This is a genomic window from Vibrio sp. L85, from assembly GCF_963871815.1.
Taxonomy (GTDB): Bacteria; Pseudomonadota; Gammaproteobacteria; order Enterobacterales; family Vibrionaceae; genus Vibrio; species Vibrio harveyi.
The window spans coordinates 11,899-35,276 of record NZ_CAWMYL010000267.1 but is presented as its reverse complement, the minus strand read 5'-3'; the positions used below and the strand labels follow the sequence as shown (position 1 = coordinate 35,276).

16 protein-coding genes and 1 pseudogene are annotated in these 23,378 nt (G+C 42.5%); 3 read left to right on the top strand and 14 right to left on the bottom strand.

What is annotated here, in order from left to right; translation table 11 throughout:
- Nucleotides 1-2: 2 nt before the first annotated feature.
- The 8 genes from AACR11_RS29465 to AACR11_RS29430 all read right to left on the bottom strand — a co-directional run bounded on the left by AACR11_RS29465 (nt 3) and on the right by AACR11_RS29430 (nt 8,563).
- Nucleotides 3-986, bottom strand: a complete 984-nt coding sequence (locus AACR11_RS29465; protein WP_017188810.1) for a type VI secretion system baseplate subunit TssG — start codon at nt 984-986, stop codon at nt 3-5.
- Complete coding sequence (tssF, locus tag AACR11_RS29460) at nt 968-2,749, bottom strand: type VI secretion system baseplate subunit TssF (protein WP_079325393.1); 1,782 nt, start codon at nt 2,747-2,749, stop codon at nt 968-970. Before tssF ends, AACR11_RS29465 begins: the two co-directional genes overlap by 19 nt.
- On the bottom strand, nt 2,742-3,158 hold the full coding sequence (gene tssE / locus AACR11_RS29455) for a type VI secretion system baseplate subunit TssE (protein ID WP_017188808.1): 417 nt from the start codon (nt 3,156-3,158) through the stop codon (nt 2,742-2,744). Before tssE ends, tssF begins: the two co-directional genes overlap by 8 nt.
- The gene (locus tag AACR11_RS29450) at nt 3,155-4,510 is read right to left on the bottom strand and encodes a type VI secretion system contractile sheath domain-containing protein (RefSeq protein ID WP_017188807.1); all 1,356 of its coding nucleotides are present in this window, start codon (nt 4,508-4,510) and stop codon (nt 3,155-3,157) included. Before AACR11_RS29450 ends, tssE begins: the two co-directional genes overlap by 4 nt.
- Before the next feature lie 46 nt (nt 4,511-4,556).
- Nucleotides 4,557-6,035 (bottom strand): type VI secretion system contractile sheath large subunit, encoded by a 1,479-nt coding sequence (gene tssC, locus AACR11_RS29445; RefSeq protein ID WP_017188806.1) that lies wholly within the window; start codon nt 6,033-6,035, stop codon nt 4,557-4,559.
- The gene (gene tssB, locus AACR11_RS29440) at nt 6,035-6,544 is read right to left on the bottom strand and encodes a type VI secretion system contractile sheath small subunit (protein ID WP_008219012.1); all 510 of its coding nucleotides are present in this window, start codon (nt 6,542-6,544) and stop codon (nt 6,035-6,037) included. The genes tssC and tssB overlap by 1 nt, the downstream gene beginning before the upstream one ends.
- Before the next feature lie 69 nt (nt 6,545-6,613).
- Nucleotides 6,614-7,144 (bottom strand): Hcp family type VI secretion system effector, encoded by a 531-nt coding sequence (locus AACR11_RS29435; RefSeq protein ID WP_008219014.1) that lies wholly within the window; start codon nt 7,142-7,144, stop codon nt 6,614-6,616.
- A 27-nt stretch (nt 7,145-7,171) separates the two neighbouring features.
- Nucleotides 7,172-8,563 (bottom strand): type VI secretion system protein TssA, encoded by a 1,392-nt coding sequence (locus AACR11_RS29430; RefSeq protein ID WP_017188805.1) that lies wholly within the window; start codon nt 8,561-8,563, stop codon nt 7,172-7,174.
- Between the two features lie 1,687 nt (nt 8,564-10,250).
- Here AACR11_RS29430 and AACR11_RS29425 point away from each other — a divergent pair.
- The 3 genes from AACR11_RS29425 to AACR11_RS29415 are packed head-to-tail and all read left to right on the top strand — an operon-like array spanning nt 10,251 to nt 13,111.
- Nucleotides 10,251-12,242 (top strand): type VI secretion system Vgr family protein, encoded by a 1,992-nt coding sequence (locus AACR11_RS29425; RefSeq protein ID WP_026000182.1) that lies wholly within the window; start codon nt 10,251-10,253, stop codon nt 12,240-12,242.
- Nucleotides 12,242-12,805, top strand: a complete 564-nt coding sequence (locus AACR11_RS29420) for a DUF6931 family protein (RefSeq protein ID WP_017188802.1) — start codon at nt 12,242-12,244, stop codon at nt 12,803-12,805. Before AACR11_RS29425 ends, AACR11_RS29420 begins: the two co-directional genes overlap by 1 nt.
- Before the next feature lie 9 nt (nt 12,806-12,814).
- Nucleotides 12,815-13,111, top strand: coding sequence for a PAAR domain-containing protein (locus AACR11_RS29415; RefSeq protein ID WP_017188801.1), 297 nt, complete (start codon nt 12,815-12,817; stop codon nt 13,109-13,111).
- A gap of 789 nt (nt 13,112-13,900) precedes the next feature.
- Here the strand turns inward: AACR11_RS29415 and AACR11_RS29410 are convergent.
- From AACR11_RS29410 to AACR11_RS29380, 6 genes and pseudogenes are all read right to left on the bottom strand, one after another.
- Nucleotides 13,901-14,867: pseudogene (locus AACR11_RS29410) on the bottom strand (IS256 family transposase); the annotation flags it as partial.
- Nucleotides 14,868-14,969: 102 nt separating this feature from the next.
- Complete coding sequence (locus AACR11_RS29405) at nt 14,970-15,338, bottom strand: hypothetical protein (protein ID WP_017188800.1); 369 nt, start codon at nt 15,336-15,338, stop codon at nt 14,970-14,972.
- A 12-nt stretch (nt 15,339-15,350) separates the two neighbouring features.
- Nucleotides 15,351-15,704 carry a hypothetical protein gene (locus AACR11_RS29400; protein ID WP_139374639.1) on the bottom strand — a complete coding sequence of 118 codons (354 nt, stop codon included), beginning with the start codon at nt 15,702-15,704 and terminating at the stop codon, nt 15,351-15,353.
- A 168-nt stretch (nt 15,705-15,872) separates the two neighbouring features.
- Nucleotides 15,873-16,145, bottom strand: a complete 273-nt coding sequence (locus AACR11_RS29395) for a MafI family immunity protein (RefSeq protein WP_017817642.1) — start codon at nt 16,143-16,145, stop codon at nt 15,873-15,875.
- A complete protein-coding gene (locus AACR11_RS29385; protein WP_079325389.1) occupies nt 16,145-22,978 on the bottom strand; it encodes an RHS repeat-associated core domain-containing protein in 6,834 nt (2,277 codons plus the stop codon). The genes AACR11_RS29395 and AACR11_RS29385 overlap by 1 nt, the downstream gene beginning before the upstream one ends.
- On the bottom strand, nt 22,978-23,367 hold the full coding sequence (locus tag AACR11_RS29380; protein WP_017188798.1) for a hypothetical protein: 390 nt from the start codon (nt 23,365-23,367) through the stop codon (nt 22,978-22,980). Before AACR11_RS29380 ends, AACR11_RS29385 begins: the two co-directional genes overlap by 1 nt.
- Between the last annotated feature and the right edge of the window lie 11 nt (nt 23,368-23,378).

Sequence of the window (23,378 nt, the reverse complement as noted above, 5' to 3'; positions counted from 1 at the left end):
TCCTAACTTTTCGTCAGTGGCATTTCAACAAACTGTTGATGATCTGATTGATGACTCATCCATGCGGATTGGCCAATTCTTAACGCTTTTTGGTGACTGCCTGATAGCTTCACTCTCGGTAGATACTGGCTATTTACCTTCATATAGAGTGCATACTTGGTATTCACTCCCATATAGCTTCTAACCATATGGTCCAGTGCAAGAACCATCTCTTTGTCACTGCGTATTTTTAAGTAATGCTGATAGTCTTGGGGGCAAATTTTTATGTTGAGTTTCTGCCCCGTCATTGGCGTCGACATCCCGACCAACGCGCCCATTCCCAGTTGATGATTATTTCCGGCTTGGCCAATTTGAGTTAACGAACACTCTGTGAGAGGCAAATACTCTAGGCCACTGCGTTCAACCTCAAACTCCGACTCGAAGTAATCTTCTAGCATCGACTTAAGCGCCAATGGGCAGGTCAATTTCAACCCTAATAAGCCGGTGTATTGCACCAAATGAGATTCCGGCATTGTTGCCTTATCTCCAGTCTGTCCAGCCAAACTGGAAAGCATTTCAGTAATAGATTGACGGTCACGATTCCAATGAAACGCCTCTTCCTCAATCTGATACGTCAGCTCGTGCTTTTGCTTTGTTTCGCAGTACAAACGGTAGTAACGGTTATTAAACATGTCGAAGAAGTCGAGTGGCGCTTCATCGCCAAGTTCAAAACGCGCTTTTAGTGCATCGCCGTACATCGCTCTTGGCATCGATCCAGAGTTACCAGACAAAGCCGCCAATGATGTCTTTACCGTAAATTCACCCTCTCGCTCCGAAGTAACCATAGAAACTTCAGCTTGATAGTAAGCTGGGAGAATTTCCGCACTGAACCTCACCTCAGGTCGATGACCCTTTAAATGAGCCTGATGCTTGAAGATCTGCCACGCTTTTTCTAGCTGTCCCTCAAACGCACCATAAGCGAAACGGCTTACAACAAACTCTTGCACCCAGTTCTCCTCGGGAAGGACAGGTAAACACCGTCTTGGCCTTCCAAATAAATATCCACTTGAGTAAAGCTGTTGAAGCCTGCGAAATAAGCAAAGAAGTGGTCAAGCAAATGACCAAAGAGCGACACGCCTCCGTTGACATTGCTTGCGTCTAACGTCACCGAAATTTTTGTGCCGTAAGCAAAACATGTTTTTCCTGACACACGGATCGGAGCCACCACTTGCTCCTGCTCAATATTTTGCAGGGACTCGATATAGATGTGGTTTTGCACCGCTTGGTTGTGGTTATACAAATCAAACACATTTTTCAGCGTAGCGGTTGGGTCATCCGTCCCTAGAATCGCGTGATAGTTAAAGTGCAAATGGCAAAGCAGTGCCCATACATTCTTATTTGCGTCACGACTACGCACTGGCAAGGTTGGGCGGCGCAGCAAGTTCATAGCCGCTGGAATCGTAAGAGATTCCCGACATGTCACTTGGCTGTTTACAGGCAATGAGCCTGCTCGAATGCCGTCAGTCGCAGTTGTCGTCACCGACCAAACTCTCGACGACATCGTGGCACTAACATGCCCAATATCAGCCACTTTTAAGCCACTGCGAAGCACGCCTCTTTCGTGGGTATCCTGTACGAGCTGCCAACGAAGTGCAGTCTCTGTACTGTTGTACTTGTCTCCGTAGATCTGACAGACCTTAAACGGTTTGCCCTCCGTCACGTCTAGCACCTCATCAACAGAAAACACTTCCAAATCATTACCCTGGCTTGCATCAAGATAAATTGGGTACTGCTTTCGGGTGAAGTCGATTTGCAGAGGTTCTGACACTTTGGTTTGCAGGTTCACCAATGGTGTACAAAACAGAGAAAAATGTTGTGCTTGAATGCTACGAGCTTGCACCACACTCATCTCATTCAAGAAAATCTGAATACGAAACTCTGAGCCGATTGCTTGTTGCATGACATTGCCAAGGTCTAATTTGAATCCTTGAAATCTTTCAGGGAACATGAAGAACTCGGTCAGCAACTTAAAGCCGCCAAAGCTTGCTGCTTGATACGGTAAAATAGTGTCATTCACATCGAAGCCAATTGGCTGTAGTGCAGACTTACCTAATGAGTAGCTCTTGCCATTATTCTGGATACACACCTGACAGCGCCCATGGGCGAGTACATCATACAAACGCAACGCGAAGTGGCTTTCACCTTTGAGATGCAGTTTCAACTGGTCAATATCCAGATCACGCAACTCGATACCGCTGTCGGTTGCCTTAATCGTCAGCTCCAACATCGCTTTTGCGTTTTCTGCACCCGCAGGCTTAGCCAGTTCAAATGGCGCAAACAGCACTTCAGCCGAAGCAACTTGAATTGGAAGCAGCGCTATATCTTCGGAAGTGCGAAACACCACTGGCTCACCAGATTCACTCGCGACATCAAATTCTGTGCCTTTAGGTATACTGTGCTTTGCATTCGCTTCTTCAAAAATAGCGAAGTCCAACATGCTGTATGACGGCACTGGCCTTAGATAATGCGGGAACAACAAGTTCACCAAGCTTTCTGTCAGCTCTGGGTAAGACTCATCCAAGCGCTGCTGCAGTTTGCCGTTCATCAAGGCAACACTTTCAATTAAACGCGCGATCTGAGGATCATCAATACTGTCTTTACGCATTCCCAACGCACGAGCCGTCCCCGGATGACGTTCCGCGAACTGAGAGGCTTCATTGCGAATAAAGCGCAGTTCCTGTTCAAAATAGGAAAGCAATGAATCAGACAAAATTCGACTTCCTTACATCTAGTTTGTTGCTGCTCAAATCCAAAAAAGAATCCAATACGATCGCCTCATCACCGAGCTCTGAATGCACCACGGCGGAAAGGCGAAAGCTCAATTGGTTGCTACCCAATTCCCCTTCTTGAACATCAATCTCTACCTGGCTCAGGCGAGGTTCGAAGTTTCGAATCAGCACTTCAATTTCTGCGACAATGTCACTGGTGTTGTTTTTACTTTGAGCACGAGCCATGTTGCGCATACCGAACTCGGCAATCGTTCCTTTTTCCGATAAAAACATCTCTGAGCGCAGAGGTGCTCGGCTGGAAATAAGATCACAGACGTTATCAACAATCGCATCTCGAACACTGTCGATATCGTCATTCCAGCTTTGGGTTAACTTAGCCATTAAGCTCACGATGTCTCTCCAACCTCACTGCCAGATACCGAGGTAGTTAACACCACTTTCGCATCCATCATTTCGTATTGATATTGAGGCTGAAGCATGATCTCGCATAGGTAGCGGGTTTTATCATGAGGAGCCTCTTCAATGCGTACATAGCAAGACCGCAACGGATATCGGGCAAGTACGGCATCCTCGCCATAATTGACGTTGCTAATGAACTGCTCTAGCCATCGCTCTAGACTGCGTCGACAACTTTCTGCGCTGTCATATCGACCAACTTGGTCACGAATTTGAACCTTGATGTAATGGGCAAATCGGCAAGCCATTAGATTGGTTTGGAGCATACCGAGCTGACGTTGAGCTTCATCAGGCGCTTGCCAAACAGATTGATTGCTAAAGAAACCTTTATGGCCACTTAAGTAAATACTGGTTAAAGGCATGAACCCTTGAGACGACCAAAAGCCATCATCTTCACTGTAGATGTCTATCTTGGTCTTAAGCTCTTTTGAGTCCTGAACGATAGCCCCATACGAACCTGTCTCATCGTAAGAACGCAGGAATCCAAACCAACTGATTCGGTCAAACTCTCGCATTACATTACCGAGTAAGAGGTAAGCGCTGCTGCCCCATAAGGCATATTTCTCTTGCTGGCGTTCGTTAAAAACAAATCCAGCCTGATATTGACGATATGGTTGACGAATCAAATGCTCTGGCATCACCAAATGCAAAAATCGTGATGAGCTTTTTTCTCGTAGCAGCTGCCATGAAACAAAATCTCGACTAGTAAGAATGCGATCAATTCTCGCACTGTCGTGAAGCAACCTTCTCGGTTCATCACCAAAGAAAAACTCGTCGGTTCCGAGCACCATTGGGCAAAAAGAGAGCTCCCCCAGCTCAGAGAGCAGTTGAAGGGTGTAGAGATCGTCATACTCCTGATCATCGGCGTAATCAGCCGAGACCTTGTGATCAACCATCACCATGCCAAATGGGCTACCACCGGCGGTATCTAGCTCATTTGAATACAGCTTTCGGTATAGGGATGACTGCTTTAGATCGAAAGAGTAATTGAGATCTGCCGAAACCATACTCCAACTCAAGTCGAGCATTTTGATTTTGACTCGACGCTGGGATACTTGCAGCTGCGCTAACGATTTGAGCCCCGTCCAAGAGGCTTCTAACTGCTTATAGTTAGGGTGTTGGATAACGTCCGACAACTGTTCACTTATTGACGTATCAATCTCGGAGATCAAACGAACCAACAATGCTTTGAATTGAGCCACCGACTGACTTTTCGCGCACACTAACAGCTCCTGCCAGGCAGGATTCTCAGCTAAAATACGGTCAAATTCGGAATCTGTATACATCAGCGACTCAGTTCAAAACATTCGGGGACAGCGCCCCCGAATAGAATTAGCCAGGAATGTTCGCAACCATTCGTAGTGAAGTGGTTAGCTCTTCCATTTGCAGCCAAGGGCGTAAGTAAGCCACTGCAGAGTAAGCACCTGGGCGTCCAGCTTGCTCTTCTACTGTCACTTTCGCTTCAACCAATGGATGTGTTGCTTTCGCATCGTTACCAATCGCATTTGGGTTAACGTATTGGTTGATCCAAGAGTTCAACTCTTTCTCAACGTCGTTTGGATCTAGGTTTGAACCAATACGATCACGGCCCATTACTTTTAGGTACTGTGCGATTCGGCTGCTTGCCATTGTGTATGGAAGACGTGCTGAAATTGCAGCGTTTGCCGTTGCATCTGGGTCTGTGTACGTTTTTGGTTTATGCGCAGTCTGAGCACCCATAAACACCGCGTAGTTGGTGTTTTTGTAGTGAACCAGTGGCAAGAAGCCAAGATCACTCAGCTCTTTCTCACGCTCATCCGTTAGGTTAACTTCTGTCGGACATTGCTGTAGCAAGTCACCGGCATCAGAGTAGTGAGTGAAGTTTGGCAGGTTCTCAACCTTACCGCCGTTCTCAGTACCGCGGATCGCCGTACACCAACCGTACTTGGTGTAAGCTTGAGTCATTAGAAGACCAAACTCATACGCCGCATTGCTCCATACAAAATCGCCGTCTGAAGACACAACTTGCTGACCGTTGTCGCGAGTTTGAAGCTCTTCAAATGCAAATGATTTAACTGGAACAGTTTCTGCACCGTAAGGAAGGCGAGCCATCGTTTTCGGTAGAGTCAGAGCAACGTAACGTGAATCATCGCTTTCACGGAATGCATTCCAGCTTGCGTATGCTGGCGAATCAAAGCCTGCTGCAACTGGCTTGCCTTCAGAAAAGCTACTGAATGCATTGAAGTCGAACATACTTGCATTCGCGGCAGCAACGAAAGGTGCGTGAGACGCAGAAGCAACTTCACCCATGTAACGTAGCAGAGCAACGTCTTCATCACCGTAACCAAATTCGTAGTCACCTAGCAGTGCGCCGTATGGCTGACCACCCGCTGTACCAAATTCTTCTTGATAAACCATATTGAAGAAACGGCTGCGATCGATCGCTGGTGCATCTTCAAACTGCTCTAGCAATTCGTCTTTGGTGTAATCCGCCAGTTTGATTTTCAGATCTGGACCTAGCTCGCTGTTTTTCACAAGCTTTTGCAAACCTAACCATGAGCCTTCCATTTTTTGGAACTCACCGTTTTGCATCACCGTTGACAGCTGCTCAGAGATTTTGCTGTCTAGCGCGCTGATTGCTTTTTCAATCGTCAACGTTAGGTTCTTATCCCAAGTCACTGTACCTTCCAGCGCTTGAGAAGCCATGATGCTCAATAGCTCTTTTGTCGTATCTACTGGTGTTTGTGCTGTTGCGCTGATCGCTCGGTCAAGAAAGCTCTGCGTTGCTTCTGCTTCAGTAGCACCTTGTACTGTTTGTTGTTCTACAGACATTATTCCGCTCCCTCTTTGCTCAAACCTAGTTCTTGAGCTAAACCATTGATGGCATCTGCGCTTTGCAGAACTTCTTTCAGTAGACGCTCAAGATCTCTCGAACGATCGGCTTTGCTTAGAAGTACTTTTAGCTGGTTACGTGTTTCAACCAACTGCTTAAGCGGCTCAATTTGATCAACTAAGTTCTCTGGGTGGAAATCTTTCATCGAACGGAAGCTTAAGTTCACTTCAAACTGGCTATCATCATTAGCTAGCTTGTTATCAACCTTGTACGAAAGACGCGGGTGAATTTGACCCATCACTGTATCGAAGTTGTCTTTATCGATGCCCGTGAACTCTCGCTCTTCTAAATCAACTTTTTCTGATTCTGGTTTGTGGCCTGAAAAGTCGCCAATCACGCCAACAACAAACGGCAGCTCTTTTGTCTCTACAGCGCCGTTCGTTTCAACGTCATAGGTGATGCTGACACGGTTCTTACTAACGCGTTTATGTTGTGAGTTCAATGCCATAAAGGTGTCCTAAAATGAGATATTCATGAAATAGACATGCCACGTTAAATGGCATGTCTAATGAAAAAATTACTTACCAGAAGTCATTTTTCCGGTCGGTAGGTCGTAAGTCACAACACCGCCGCTTTGTAGTTCACCGCCTTCTTTCTCGTAGTGATGTTTCTGAGAAATCGAAGTATAAGAAAGAGATAGGCTTTCGTACGGTTGAGAACCGTCAGTGCCACTCACGTTGTAAGAAACTAGACGTGCTTTTTCTAACTTAACTTGGAAGTAAACGTCTGCACCTTGACCATCGTTAGAAGGCTTAGTAAATGCAATCTCAACTGTTTTACCTTCTTTACCTGGGTTGAATAGGTAAGACAATAGATCTTCAGAAGCTCCATCGACTTCTTTAGTCACACTAACTTCGCTTACGCCAACCATGCCTGAATCCGCATTGGTGCCGTTACCGATGTCCATAGCAACGTTACGAACGCCACCCCAAGAGTAAGAGTTGATTGCAAACCAACCGTCATTTTTGCCTTCAGCCGTTTCTAGCTGACCGATAGTCGCAGCGCCTTCAACTTGAAGACCGCTTACACGCATGTAAATACTTGCCATGATTTTTCCTTATTTTTTTAAACACAATTACCAACTCAGAGCCGACGTAGCGGATGATTGTGGTTTTTCATCTTGCTTAGATTGGGTATCTACAGGGGAAGTCTGAGATACATGCTCTTCGACACTTGGCGACTCCGAAACGGGAGGCGTCGCTTGAGGTGTCTGGGGGCTTTCAATGTCCACCGTTGGAGTACTCACCTCCGGCAGCAAAACCTGATCGAGATGATTCAATCCGGCGGCATTAAAAATCGTACTAAGAGCGTCACCGTTTTGTTCCGACATCATTTCTTGCAGCAACTCAGGTAAGGATAAATATCCCCATCGAATCGCTTTTTCTAACAAGAATGAAATTGGGCTATGCGGTTCGCTCTGGCGAAAATAATCAGAGACTTCTCTCAGCAAATGGAAAGCTAAGTCTCGGTTCATGTTGTTTAAGTTACCCAGTTCAGAGAGATTCCCTGCGTGTAAGTGTTGGCTTACGGTCTGAGCCTGCTCCGATGCCATAGGTATTGGCTCTATCTGTTTTACATCCATATCGCTTGGCTGATGACCTTCAGAAACTGAACTTTCGGCAACCTCTTGCTCTACGGCCTTGGCCTCCGCTTTCGGGGCCAACTTAATTCCGCTTAAATGAACCAAAGCGTTTTCAACACGGGTAAGCAGTGACTTCGCAAATCCAAAGTTGGTAGTTTGACTGCCTACAGACTGACAATGAGCGCTCACTAACGCAGACAAACGCTCCAACTGGGAGATACAACGTTTGGCATTTTCCATCTTGAATTGAATCGCGGAACGCTCTTGCGCCACCGTGGTGGTAAGCGTAGATTTCAGTTGGCTGATTTCGCCTTTTCTCTCTGCACTTTGAAAATCAAAAAACGTCACTTCCCCAACTAAGGGCAGTTGCAGCATCGGTGCATAGAGAATCGAGCTTTCCTCGCTATCACCAACTAATTGGAAAAATGCTTTAACTTTCGCATCAGCTTGCTCTCTCTCTTTACCCTTATCATCATCAGATTTGAGCTTTTCAACTGGCAGAACAGGGTTGAGGTGATCCCAGTACTTCTCACTTAAATCGGCTAACCACTCAAGGCTATTCGCAGCACTTTCTAACGTGGTATCGAGAAGGAATTGAGCGGCAACAAACCATGAGATGAGCTCGATATCTCTGGTTGTATTTGAAAACTGTTCGAACAAGCTGTCAGAGAGAGTCTTCCAACTATTCAGGCATGCCTCTTGTAACGCGTCTTTCTCATCAGCACTGGGATTTTGGCTCAGCTTACGCAGCGCTGTTTGCGCGACATTAAATTCATTACGTAGTGGTCGAAAAGCACCTTTGTTAAGTTTAAGGTAAACGCCACAAATAGATTCATCACTCAAAGGTGTAGAAAGTTGCTCAATTTGATGCTTTGAAAAGGGCATAGGTTCCTACTCTAATTACAACTATCCATTCAAGTGCCAACTAAGTTCAATCGCTATTCTTTTGTATTCTAAGCTAGAGGAATTGCGTTAATTCAATTCGACAAGTCACCGCTAACTAAAAAATAACATCTTGTTAAAATTACTCACAAAAATCACACAATCAATCAATGGGAGTTTATTTTGATTTGAATTATAGAAATACCTACTCACATTATATTGGCGGCAAATAGAATATCTAACATCTTAAAAATAACACCACAAAAACAAGTGATATAAATCACCAGTTTTATTAAGGATAAAATAAAGATTCATGCTGATATGAGATCATACATTAACAATCACTTATGTACCTATTAGGAAAAATAGTAATCATAAGTACACGAACATAGGTCCTTGCATCCTAAGTATTAAATATATTTAAGTTTAGTATCAAACTTTAAATGCGAGAATTTACAAATTTTCGCGAATATACTCTATGGATGTTCTGTGCACAAGTCTTTTATGTTGAAGTGAGTTTAATTTATTGGCGCTTTCTTAAGTGCTTTATATAATATGAAGTTCTGTTTCGGCAAACATTGCAATATATAATATGAAGTTCCGTTTCGGCAAACATTGCAATATATAATATGAAGTTCCGTTTCGGCAAACATTACAATATATGATATGAAGTTCTGTTTCGGCAAACATTACAATATATGATATGAAGTTCTGTTTCGGCAAACATTGCCATATCAAACCAATAGTTTTTTATTAGAATTTCGTTTCTATAAATAATCTTATTTGGCAAAATGAAACCAATTGCTATACTTTTTGGCTCGCAGTTATGAAATTCAGTGCTGTTGCCAGCATTTATATAATTAAAAGACAAGTCAGAGTAGATTACTACCTTCCTCATACTCGGTTTAGGTGGCTTGCTTATCCTGTAGCCCGTTTGTCTAGTAAAAATTCGGAGTTGCTCAAACCAACTTGAGAACAACGGCACCATATATTTCTAGCCGACAAAGGAAACTCTCAGTCCTATATCTTTCTCTATAACTTTAATAGTGTCCTACTTGAGTGTGTAGAACTTCAAACTCAGTTTACCATTTACTCGCCCCTTAATTTTGGTATAGCTTAATTTCAGCGACGACCTCCCTCACAAAAACAACGCTTTGTGGCACGCTATTAAAAGGAGGACAATCTTTTTTTGAAAATTTCGTGACAACGCCTAGAGTCATATACTCTATCAGAAGATACTGCAATGGCTTTTCTGCGTAGTAGTTTGAGCAATACAAGTAGAACTTCATCACCGCTAAAATTAGTAAGGCTGACTTCCATACAAATTGCCTCGAAAGTATCTACATTAACAGCTAATTACAGTTTGCACTGAGCAGATATCTTCATTTTTTGCTTTACCCATATCACCGCTGCTCTAACTATCACAAAGGTTCGAATTGCAAAACTTGGGAGAATATCTAAGTGATTCAGATACCAACACTGTTCAAAGGTATGGGTATAGCTCTCTATGCTTGAATCTAGACATAACAAAAACAGCAAAGTAGTCGTTCGCATGCCGTTTAGGCAATAATTAAATAAACGAATTATCTTGAATTAATCTTTAACTCGAAATAAATTAAACGCGTCAAGTAACATCAACCCCAACAAACAACCTTTTAGAATTGTTTATTCAATAGTAAACTAAGTGAACATGAGCAGTAACGAATTAAAGTCCCAAACCCGCTCCCTCACCGTTAAGCTTTCAGATAGCAAAAGTTATATTGTCACTCAATTAATTGGGGAGGAAAGTATATCCGGAGGCTGTAAGTTTTCCGTTTCCGTCGTTGCAAGCATGGAGATCGATACCAAAAACTTAGGCAAAGCCGTTTGTGTGTCTTATGAGTTTGATTCTGGAAAGCGCTTTTTTTCAGGCATATGTAGCACTCTGCAATTCACAGGATATAGCAAAGACAAGCACCAGTTTTATTATCAAGTAGAGATATTGGACCCGCTTAGCTTGTTGCAATACAAACGCAGTCGTCAGGTTTTTCAAAACATGACGACGAAACAGATCATTGAGAAGCTGCTAGAACAAGTTGATCTCAAAAGCTATTTTCACTTTTCGCATTCTGGAAATGGAAAAAAGCACGAGTATTGTGTTCAACTTGATGAAACCGACCAAGCTTTTATACAGCGCCTGTTAGCAAGCGAAGGTTGGCACTACCATGTACGCCATCAATCCAATAAATCAACAATCTGCATTGGCGATTCGAATCAACGATTTGAGAAAATGTCTGATCCAAAGTTAAGCTATCAAATAGGTGGCGATAATCTGCAACACGTATTAACGACGTGGAGTCAATCCCATCATGTTGGCAGCGGAAGAGTATCTGTCGCCGATCATACTCAAGATCTAGCTGAATTTTTTGATAGCGGTACCCGAAAAAGCACCGAAAGTTACGTGTCAACTTCATTGACGCAGGAACTCTTTGCATTTGGTCACGAGAATAAGAATGAAGTCCGTGACGCTGCAAAAATACATATGGAAGCGCTGGATCTTAAGAAATCGGCCTCTCACTCATCATCTAATTTAGCAACGCTTGCTTGTGGCTATAAATTTGAACTAACGAACCATCCTCTCGGTTCAATGAATCAAGAGTACATCGTCACTCATCTATCACACTGCATATCCAGAGAAGAATCAAACTACGACGTCGCTTATCAAAATCAGTTTTCTTGCATCCCTTCGTCACTGGTCTTTCGTCCAGAAATATTAAATAAACCGCGTGTACATAGCTTACATACAGCAACCGTCACCGGGCCAAAGGGAGAAGAGATTTACCGAGATAAATTAGGTCGAGTAAAAGTGCAATTTCACTGGGATAGAAGCGGGAAAAATGACGAAAACAGTTCATGTTGGTTGCCAGTATCGCAAGGGTTCGCCAGTAAAGGCTTCGGTTCTCAGTTCACACCACGCATTGGTGATGAAGTGATTGTGCAATACATTGATGGTGACCCCAATCGCCCTATCGTGACAGGCTCCTTATACAACAAAAACAACGCAGCGCCTTACAGCTCGGATACTCAAAATGGCATCAAAACTCGCTCAACGCCTAAAGCCAGCAGCAAGCAAGGAAACGAACTACGTTTTGAAGATCAAAAAGACAAAGAACAAGTGTACTTACATGCTGAAAAAGATTGGCTACTGGACGTAAATAATGACAGCCAATCAACGATTAAAGGCATGAAAAAGACCCAAGTTGAGAAGAGTGCCACCTTAAGCGTTAAAGAAGACATAGAAATCGAAAGCGAAAAATCGCTTACTGCCAAAAGTAAAGACAACTGGACGGGTGACAGTGAGAAAGATCTAAACCTCTATGCCGCTTCCAACATTAATATAGCGGCTAAATCGACAGTCAACGTTGATGGCAGCCAAGTTTCGATCTGCGGTAAATCGAAGATCGAACTCAAAGTTGGCACGAGTAAAATTGAGATCAGCGCTAGTGGTATTAAGATCGACGCTCCTCAAGTTTCAGTTTCAGGCAAAGCAAAGGCAGAGATGAAAGCCGCAATGATCAATATTGAAGGACAAGGTAAAGCCGATGTAAAAGCAACGTTAGTGTCGGTTAATGGCAGTGCCATGACACAAATAAAAGCCGGAGCCATGGTGCAAATTCAAGGCTCAATTACAAAGGTAAACTGATGATGTTGATAAAGGTTCCCCACCAATCCGCGCAAGACATCTTAAGTGTCTACGAGCCGAATACCACATTCGCAGAGTTAGCAGACGTGAAAACGACGCCTATCGAATTGATTTCTGTGGCAATGGAACAAGAACTATTTTCCGATGCTGTGACTTTTCTTGCACATGCTCTCCCAGTTCGTGAATCTATTTGGTGGAGCGTGACCTGCGCCGCTTCCCTTCATCACTGGAAAGAAGACGAAGCTAATTCCATTCGCGCAGCAAAGGCTTGGGTTTATACACCTGATGAAACAAGCCGTCGTTTTGCAGAGCAAATGGCAGAAAAAGCGGGGTTAGGAACCGGTGCAGGCTGGGCAGCTCAAGCGGCTTTTTGGAGTGGCGGCAGTATGATTAAGCCGGAGGATCCTGCCGTTCCCCCTCCCCCATACTTGTATGCACAAGCGGTCGCAGGAAGCATTAACCTTTCAGCAGTTTTACCTGACGGTGAAGAAGCAAAAGAACGCTATCAGCAGTTTGTAGAAATGGGTCTAAACATTGCCTCTGGCGGGAACGGTCAACGATAAGGAAAGAACATGCTACCAGCAGCCAGAGCAACAGACATGCACATGTGCCCGATGCAAACACCAGCAGTGGTGCCAATACCTCACGTAGGCGGACCATTACTCCCTCTGCCAACAACAGTATTGATCGGCAACCTGCCAGCCGCAACTCTAGGACAGATATGTGTTTGTGTCGGTCCACCAGATAGTGTTGTTAAAGGAAGTATAACTGTGCTGATTAACAATAAGCCTGCGGCGCGCATGGGTGACCTAACAGCCCATGGTGGAAGCATTGTAATGGGGATGCCAACCGTGTTAATTGGCGGGTAATGGCATGCCTCAATTTAAATTGGCAGATATAGCTTATGTTCAATAACTTCGTAAAATAACAAGCGCAAAATGCTCAGAAGAAGGATAACTCTACCAGGGAGCCTTTCTTAGCACCTCTATTGATTAATGAAGGACTAACTTTCGCTGTGAACAAATGCCTTGTGATTGGATAAATTGATCTGCTCCAACCAGACTGGACTCTTCATTAAGCGTCGTTTTTAAAATGCCATTGAGTAAAACCTGGTTCATAAAGAATACTAGAGGTGAATAATCATGACGATAAGTAAATCATTGTTCCAGAGCATTTATCTCGACGATTCTTCGCTCGCTCAATTGCTTCACATCAAACCCGAAATACCGTAAGACTTTTGTTGTCCGTCCGTCGATAACTGGAAGATTTTCTTTGTTTATCCACCCAATAAGCTCTTGAACACTGGCTTCACCTCACTCATTAAGATATGAAATGAGTGCAATTTGCAAAGAGCTTCGACAATATCAGACTATTAATCAGGCCTTGCACCTTGTCTTTCACATTAGCTTAGGTATAGCAAACTTAGCTAAATACAATGTGAAGGAGCCTTTGCTATAACTGATAAAGCGGTAGGATCAAGTGTTCGGAATAAACCGAAACGAGCAATCGCAATCATCGAAGTGCCACAGGTAAGAATTCAAACTGAGAAACTTTTGGACATAAATCATTTTCGCAAAATCGAATATTAGCAAAACATGAATAACTTAAGGTATGGCAAAGTGAAAAAAGAGCTATTGTCAAATGTGGCGTATAGAGGATCATGCTGTAGCTTGTTGATGAGCCTCCATTTCTTTCACTCCATCGCTGAAGCGAACATCTTTCACAACATCCGCTAGTAGTGCAAAACCTCGTAGACGACGCCACTTTGTCTCTGCACTGCACATTAACTTGTAGGCCATCATCAACGTAATCTTTCTGTTTCCACAGTTCTTTGTTTTGTTCGTGCGTAAACGTACTGTGGCGAACATCGATTCTATTGGGTTGGTTGTCCTGATATGAACCCAATGCTCTGCTGGGTAATCGTAGAACGCCAGCATTTCAGCTTTATCTTTCACTAAGCAGTCGGTTGCCTTTGGATACTTGGCTTCAAAGCGCTTCTGGAAGGTAGAGAAGGCGTGATAAGCATCATCTCTAGTTTCTACCATCCAGATATCTTGCAGTGCTTCCTTCATTCGTGGTTGTACGCTTTTGGGCACTTGTTAAGCACATTCGCCGTCTTATGTACCCAGCACCGTTGCTGAGTCGTTTGAGACCAGCACTTAGCAACCGCTTTCCAGAAGCCAAGCGCGCCATCTCCGATGGCGAGCTTCGGTGCTAACTGTAATCCCTGCGCTCGTAGCTGCTCAATGAGTTCCGTCCAACTTGCTTTTGACTCTCTATGACCATCCAGAACGCCAAGGACTTCTTTGAGTCCAGTGTCATCGACACCAATGATGACGAGTAAGCAGAGCTTATCGTCCATCCTAACGTGACAATAAACACCATCAGCCCAAACGTAAACATAGCGATGCCTACCGAGGTCACGCTTACGCCATTGTTCGTACTCAGCATACCAGCACTCTTTGAGGCGACAGATGCTGTTAGCTGACAGGTCTTGTCAAGCAGAGACTCCAGAGCAGGCAGCATATCGCCCGTAGATATCCCCTTGAGATAGAGTAACGGGAGCTGTGTTGCAACGCTCTTTGTTCGCTTGAGATACGGTAGTATCAAGTTGCTATTAATTTGACGCCATTTAAAAAGCGGCTGAGAAAAGCCCGCGAATGCGGGCTTTGGTTGGTGGTAGTGATTGTCATCAACTCCGGTCCTTTGTTCTGAATGGCTCTGACTTTAAATCCAAATCCACTTTACAGGTGATGACGTGACTTCTAGTTCACCCCAATCGCCCGACAGAAAATACTGATCATTCGATAATTGAAAAACATCAATATTGCCATAATCCTCTTCACCGGAAACATCTTTAAATGGAGTTTCGTTTCTACTTATCCATTTAACGCACTTTAAGCCTTGAAAAACAATCTTCCCTTTCTTATAACAATATTGCTCATCACTCTCAGGTGGCGTATACAATGGGTGATTCTCTGTTAAGACCGCTTCAACAATAAAAGAAATTTCATTGGAAGATTCATAAATACCCAATACAAAGCTATCTTCAAAATAAATACCAGCAAAACCTTCCCAGTCATAATAATTACTCATAACACAGCCCCCCTATAAATCAAAGTCAATTGGTGTGTGATTTTCAGAACTCTTACGCGTTACTTGATTGCCAGCAGGATTTACCCTTTGACCACTAGAAGTTTTAAGCTCAACATGGGGACCAGCACTACCAGGTGCACGTTGACTTCCACCTTTAATCGTTACCCGAGCCACTCCATTTTCATCAACCATTTTCAAAGGACCGTTTGCTGTTTGGGTGGATTTAAAACCTACCGATTCCGCTTTTGCTTTTATGGCGCTGGCTGTGGTTGAACCATCAGTTTTTATCATGCTTCCAACTTGCTGCCCACGCCCCCCCTTTGTACCACTTTTTCTACTTAATACCGCCCCAACAGCAGCCATCATAGTAGCTGTTCGATACGCATCCCTAATGTTTTGACTGTTAGCATCCAAGTCTCTTGCAACAGAGTCAATAACGTCCTGCGACGCTCCCTTATTTATTAGGAGGGCCAATTAGAGCACTCATTTCATCAGCTGTTTTAGGGAAAGTTCCACTCTTTGTAACATTAAATCTTAACTATCAGCTACAAAACCCACTAATCTTTCCTCAACCGCCTTACTGTCCAACTTCATTGCAGCCGCAGCTTGCTTAGCCAGCTCTAGCATTTCATGAGAAATCGTTTTGGATTCTTCATCAACAATATCAATAAAAGTTTCGAGGGCTAATCCATATTCCCCAGCATCGATGAATTCCTGTACTTCACCAGACTCAGATTCACTAAATACATTAACTAGCAGAGAGAGTAATCGTCCCAATAGTTCTTCAATAATTTGATAATCGGTCATTACCTTGGATTCCTTGGTACATTAGTTGGAAAACCAGAAACAATATCACCGTTCCTTTCTTGGATTACGCGAATGTCTATTCCGTTTCGTGTGCCCTCAGTGATGGTTCTACCTCCTCGTCCATTCCTACGAATCGCATTTGGGTCAGTCGCTATATCTGAAATTTCGTGCATGATCTTATCATCGGACCAGCCTTGCGGAAATTCGCTCTTACCAGGTTTACCTGTACCTGGACGATGGCCTCCACCTGTAGCATCGCCATCAAGAATATGCCTTCGGCGCTGAGGGCTCGCAAGATCAACAAAATCATCTGCACCCTTTGTACCACTTTTTCTACTTAATACCGCCCCAACAGCAGCCATCATAGTAGCTGTTCGATACGCATCCCTAATGTTTTGACTGTTAGCATCCAAGTCTCTTGCAACAGAGTCAATAACGTCCTGCGACGCTCCCTTATTTATTAGTGCAGCAACAACCCATGCTTTTGCAAACTCACTCTGTGAACCGAAGTCCGGTTCTTCATAATAACCATAAACAGATACAACCTCATTAAACCCGTCACGAGGACCATGGTTAATGCTAATTACTTCAACCCAACCACTCCTATTTTCATCTTGATGCTCATTCTTATCGCCCCCATTTGCAGAATTCATTCCTGAGAGACTACCATCGGTATTACACGTACCTGTTACTCCATTTCCATCTTTATCTTGGAAGTAGTAACCGCTCGGATCCGTGTACTTTAACGGGTTGTTATTAACGTAAGTATACCGATTAAAGCTAAAAGTTTGGAAAGGCGCTTGGACAAACGGATCCGCACTTAGAAAACGACCTAACTCTTGATCATAGATACGACCGTTCATGTGAATCAAGGCAACTTCCGCAATTTCCTCATGCCCAGTATACCCTCGATTGGTGATCGTCGACTGAATAACATTCGTTATACTCTTGCTTTGCCATAAGACGTGACGTTGTTTCCCCCAAGTATCATAGCTACGTTTCTCAACAATCAAGCCATAACCATCGGACACCATGTCTACTGAATCTAATGCGTCGTAATGTAGGTAACGAACTTGTTTGTTTTTCAGCTGTTTTTTGCTATCGAGTGTCTGAGTGTTTAAAGCAATTAACTTGCCGTCAGCAAAGATAAAGTGCTTATGCTGAATCTCTCCAGTTTTTTGGTTCTTCTCTCGCTCATAAGTTTTACCGAAGTAAAATGTTTCTGTTCCATCCGAACTTCGCTTCAGATAGCGCTCATGATTGGCATCGTAAGAAAACTCTACTGACTTACCATCTCGGACAATTCTGGTTGGCTTATTAAATGGTGACCAACTTATCGTTCGTTTGTTTGACGTATTCCCCTTTGCCTTAGCGCTAATCATGTTACCGGCAGCATCGTATCGATAATCAAGTCCGTCCGCGCTTGTTACTGCGTGTGGACCAGAGCCGACACCTGAGTATTGATAATCCCCAACATCAGATTTGTAACGTATGTTCCCCAACGGATCATAACGGAAGGTACGTTTACCTGTTAAATCTGGATTGTTGACACCATGTCGCGCCTTATCAACTAATACTACAGTGTTGGATTCTACTCGGTCGAGTGCATCATATGTCCAGACGTCAGTGATACCTAATTGTTCATCAAAACGCTCCGTGACGTTATTGTGTTTATCATATTGATAGCTCAAATAGCGAATGTGTTGGTTTCGAGAAATCGCACTTAGTGTATCAGAGCTATATACTTGGTTTCCTTGGTAAGTAGAAATAGTATTAACGCGACCAGTATACGCATCATACTCATAGGTGTTCATCAATCCGTTGCCAAGCATCTCATTAAGCGTATGGTCGAAAGCATCTGTTGCTTGGCGCTGCCAATAATAAAGGTAGGCTTTATTTTTGCTCGATGCTGATATTTCAGCATTCGTCAAAATGGTATCTAGCATATCAGCTTGGCTGATATCATCATCAGATTTACAGTTTTGGCGTAACTTATTATCGATATGTCGACCCGCTAATTTATTTGCGAACTCACAATACAAACCACTCAACTGTGCCACTTTTTCTGATAACCCAATTAAGCCGGTAGCTAAAGCCTTATATTGCTTATACTGAAGCTCAGCAACATCAGCGGCTTGCTCTAAATCCTCTGCGGCAAACAAAAGCTCACTTCGTAAGGCTTTATCTGCTTTAACCCCATTTGCCTCGCTTTCGCGCATAATGTCTGGCGTGCCATTACCATCATAATCTCCGGAAAGTTTCATATTGTAAGATGGAGTTAACTTAAGTCCTTTTAACGCATTTTCATGGATGCGAGTCGCTTTTGTATTGTATCCTTGTAAGCCACTAAAGATTGGCTTCCAAGTATCTTTATCTTTCTGAGATGAAATTCGATAGACGTCATGTCCTAATGTAACATCAACAAGAGTACTAACTCCGCTATGCACTGTCGTCCACTTTGTTGGTCGTAAGTAACAAACACCTTGTTTATCACACCATTGCTTATAGCGAGGATGTGCTTTAAGTAATTGAGCAGAAGAACGGTCTAAATTATATACGCCTATCGTTTTTTGTTTATATTCTGCACGCTTGTCGCGAAAGAACCGTTCTTGTTTAGCATAACGGTTCGCTCGTCCCAGGAATATATTTGCTTGCTTAATAGCCTCATTAATTAACTGGCGAGTTTCTTCTCGAAACTTAACACTGGTAAAAATATCATCTGCAAAACTACGAGGACTTCGAACTGCCGCTAAATAACCGTATTGGTTATACAGGTACTCCACGGCTAAACGTTGGTTGTCTAGCTTACCTAATGCTTTTGTCAAGGTTAAGCCATCAGGTCTGATTTCCCGAGCTATACGCTCAAAGCCATCATAAACATATTGAGTTGAAAAAATTTCACTTCCAACTGTCACCGCTTTTTCTTGTAACAATCCTGATAGGTTGTAGAAATAATCGGTTCGTTGCCCTTTACCACTCATCCATGAGACAGTCCCCACGGCCCCCCTTTCGTCATAACCCCAGAGAGATGTTTCGCTACCTTCTTTTTGCTTAATCTTTCTACCTAGCGAATCATAGTTAATCGTAGTGACTACTCCATTTGAATCGCGTTGATAAACAAGCTGACCTAAAGCATTATATCGGTAATTCCACAAACCAATATCCGGGTCATCTAACTCCATTCGATAACCCAAACTATCATATTTAATCAGTGTTGCATTACCATCTGAATCAGTAGTGCGTCTTAATTTTCCATCGGGAAAATAGTCATACGTTTGGTAGGAGCCCAGAGGTTCATCTTTTCGAATCACATACCCCATTACATTATGAGTCGTGCTTTGCTTGAAGCCTCTTGCATCTGTTTTTTCTGTACGGAATCCGAGATATTTAGTAATGAAGACGGCAGAGCCACCTCTATTTTGGGGTTCAGAACGACGTATTTCGCGATTGTAAATATCATAATCAAAAACGACTCGCGCAGGTTTACCTGCTTGCTTAAGAAACCTTGCCGCCGTTACAAATCGCTTACGTCCATTTAGATCCCATTCAGTATCAACCACAACCCATCGACCATCAAACGCACGGTGCAAACGTCGAACTTCTCTATCGGCGTAATCGTAATAGGTTAGACTTTGTGAGCCATCAGCCTCTTCAACTTTGATACAATAAGAGGTTGAATCTAACGCTTCAATACATTCATTCGCCAAAAAAAACTGTTTTCGAGTAACATTATTTTTACCAGGTAGAGTAATTCGGTTTTCTCGACCAAAAGCGTCATATTCAAACGTAGTATTCCGGTTATATAGAGGAATTTTTTTTGCAAGAACCCGCCCTTGAGAATCATATTTCCATGCTGTTACGTGTCCCTTTGAATTTATACTTTCTTTAAGTTTCAAACCATTTCTTTCATAACGATAAGAAGTCGAACGAGGAGGCAACTCACTACCAGAATATGTTTCTCGAACAACATTACCCCAGATATCATACTGATATGATGTCAATAAAAATCGTTTTCCATGGTCACCAACATTATAATAAGAAGAGCCATATGTTTTTATACTAGAAAGCAAGCCTAAATTATTATATTCATACTCTAGTTTATTGCTTAATAAAACCCCAGTATTCCAATCAAGGGTCAATTTTGAACTTTGTTTTAACGCATCAATTTTCCAATAATCATCATTGGAAACATTATTAATATTATCTAGTTCATAGGTATAAGTTTCGTTAATGGTGAATGTATCTCGCACCTTTAAACCATTGCTAAACCTACTGCTCTTTTTAATTAAAGCCCCATACTCATTAAGAGTATATTTATACATATTTGTTCTTTGCAAAACGCCTTTTTCATAGATTTCTTCTTCAGTTAATCTTGGATATACCTGAAAATTACCGCCATTAGCTCGAATTACATTATATTGATAAGTAGTATAAGAGGTCTTATCCGTCGATTGATGATTAAATAACTTATTCTCTTTACTTTGCTTGTAAACCGTCACACTTTTCAGTTTACCGGCTTTTTCTCGATCAATTTGGTTAAACTCACTAACTGTCGTTGTAGTTACAAAATCATATTTCGCGAACCAAGGGGCCTTGTGAGAGAGGACTTCCGTAATCCTCGAAAAACCAAGAAAACCTCCGCCAAGTGCGTGTGACTTCGCACCTTCATAACGATATGTATATAACATCGACTGGTAGCCCTTAGGCATTTTCTCGACAGTTGAAACCAGCAGTTTATTTGGAGTGGTGTTTATAACTGGGTACTGATAATAACGTTCTTGAGTATGCACAGCCTTATCAGAAGCAGGCTTATAGTCAATATTAAAAGTTAAGGCATGTTCTTTTATAACTTGAATACGATCGACTGCTGTGCCCTTCGATAGATAAACTTTCGAAGAACGATATGGCGGAATATTTTGCTCATGAGTGACGAAATCATCAATACCATCACCATTGATATCATCCACCAAATATATCCCTCTAGGTAAGTCAAATAACGACTTCTTAGAAAATACAGATTCCTCACCTTGGTTTGTATATATCTTCCCATCGATATATACATCTAAATAACCATCATTGCTGTAATCAATAAAGTTAACTTCGATATTAGTACGACGATTATCTAAAGCAAAGTAGTGTGTTTTTGCATTCTTGAACACCTTACCATCAAAAAACTGAGTTCTTAATTCAACTCGTCTTCGAGAATAATCAACATTATACGAAACAAAATCCAAATATCCATCTAGATTCAAATCAACAAAGCGATAATTATCCCATCCAGAAGGGGAATAAATATCAAACTCTTTATGTAACTTGCTAGAAAGACCAAGGGTTAGATAATTAGTTCTACTCTTTCGATAAGAATAGTCATCGATGCCATCATTATCAATGTCAGTGGTAGAAGTAGGATAATAAGAACGTTTTGAAATATAGTTATCATGATTACCAAAAAATGATGTTTCTTGACTTGGTATAGCTCTAAGTGTTTGCTTTCCATCGCCATTAAAATCTCCCGCAACATGAGTTTTGGCATTATATTCAACCAATACTCCGTTATTTCCCGGCATATAACTTGCGAGTGTATAATCGCTATCTAAAGTATAATAATAATCGCAGCGATGAGAGCCATCACCATCTCGGTTACAATGCCTTTTTACTTTAGCTGGCTTTACGATCGGTTTATCTAAACTGCCAACCAATGTACCTCCTTGCCCTGGAAAAGTAGATTGACCGTTGAGATCTTTAAATGCACCAAGTTTTGATGATGTAGAGGCTTCCACTATACCGAAGGACTCTTTATTTCCATCCCGGTCTACATCAAAATATTTAACTTCAGCTAAAGGCAACGATACATCAGGGTTTCTTGGGACCGAAGCACTGCTTTCATTTGCTTTTGCCTGCACCCATTCAAAAGTGATCGGTGTACTTAAGCCTCGAGGTAAATTTGAATATGTAATCTTAGAGAGTAAGCTTCTATGCGTGTAATTCGAATATTGATAGCTAAGTTGATAACGACCTACTTCTTTATTATCCGCATCGTAAGTCACGACAGCGTTTAAACGTTTGAAACGATTTATTCTACTACCATATAAAAACCAAAATGCTCTATCCCGACGATCTTCATAAAGAAACTCGATTTTACCGCCTGTGTACCTGATCTGACTAAGTCGATGAGTTCCAACCTTATTGTCTTCACTATAAAGATAATTGATGTGGTTAGCTTTCGTGATATCCGTTTTTTTATTTAATGCCCACTTATAAACAAGAGACTGCCCGGATAGTTCTACTCGCGCATCTTTGGTCACACCATATTCAAGGATACTTCCGTCAGTTTTCCATATTTTAAAGTACGCAGGACCATTACCACCAGTAGAGCCAAAAGAAACAATTCTGTCATAACCATTTTCTTCGATACGATATTCTGTAGAATCGGCACCATTACTACCCTTTATTGCAATAAGGCGTTGTCCATCCAAACAAAAACGGTCATTAGCGTTAAAGTTCACACCTCCCCAAAGTCCATCAGTAGCAAGGTTTTTTCCACAACGATAAATTACTGATTGACCATTAACCTGCCATCCCATCCCCATGATGCTATTCGGCGCATCACTTCGATAATCGAGGCTTAACTCAGGCTGGTAGCCAGCCCTGCCGGAAGAAACAGAAATTGGTAACGTATAAGTAGCCTCCCCTCCGGAAGTTTCATATTCACCGGACAAGTTCAAACGGTCTAACTGTAAAGCTGGCGCTTGGGCTTCTACTGTACCTGCCGTTAAGCTTATCGATAAAACTGCGAAAAGCGCGACTTTTTTAATACAACATTGTTTAAGCACTATTCGTTCCTTTCATTATCTAGCGAGAATTCTTGTAATTTCTGAAGTTTACTTAGCTGTTGCTTTAACTCGACAATCTCATCGGAGTCCACATAATCTTCATAAGGGATTTCGTCATAGAGAGCTTTTAAATCAACGTTTAACGCGCCTTCTTGCAAAGAGGAAAACTCTTCCGATCCAACCAAAATTGCTTGCTGTAGTTGAATTACGGGGGAAGGAAATTCAGCATCTTCGCTTAATGTTGTACCGACATCCTTCATGCTTGTGTTCCCAGCATTTAATAGTTCATTTTGCTTCGCTGGCAAAAAAAAAGATGGGTAGAAATGCGTAGTAAGCAGGACAAAAACAACGGTCATACCAATCATTAAATGACGAATGTATCGATTCATATAAGCAAGCT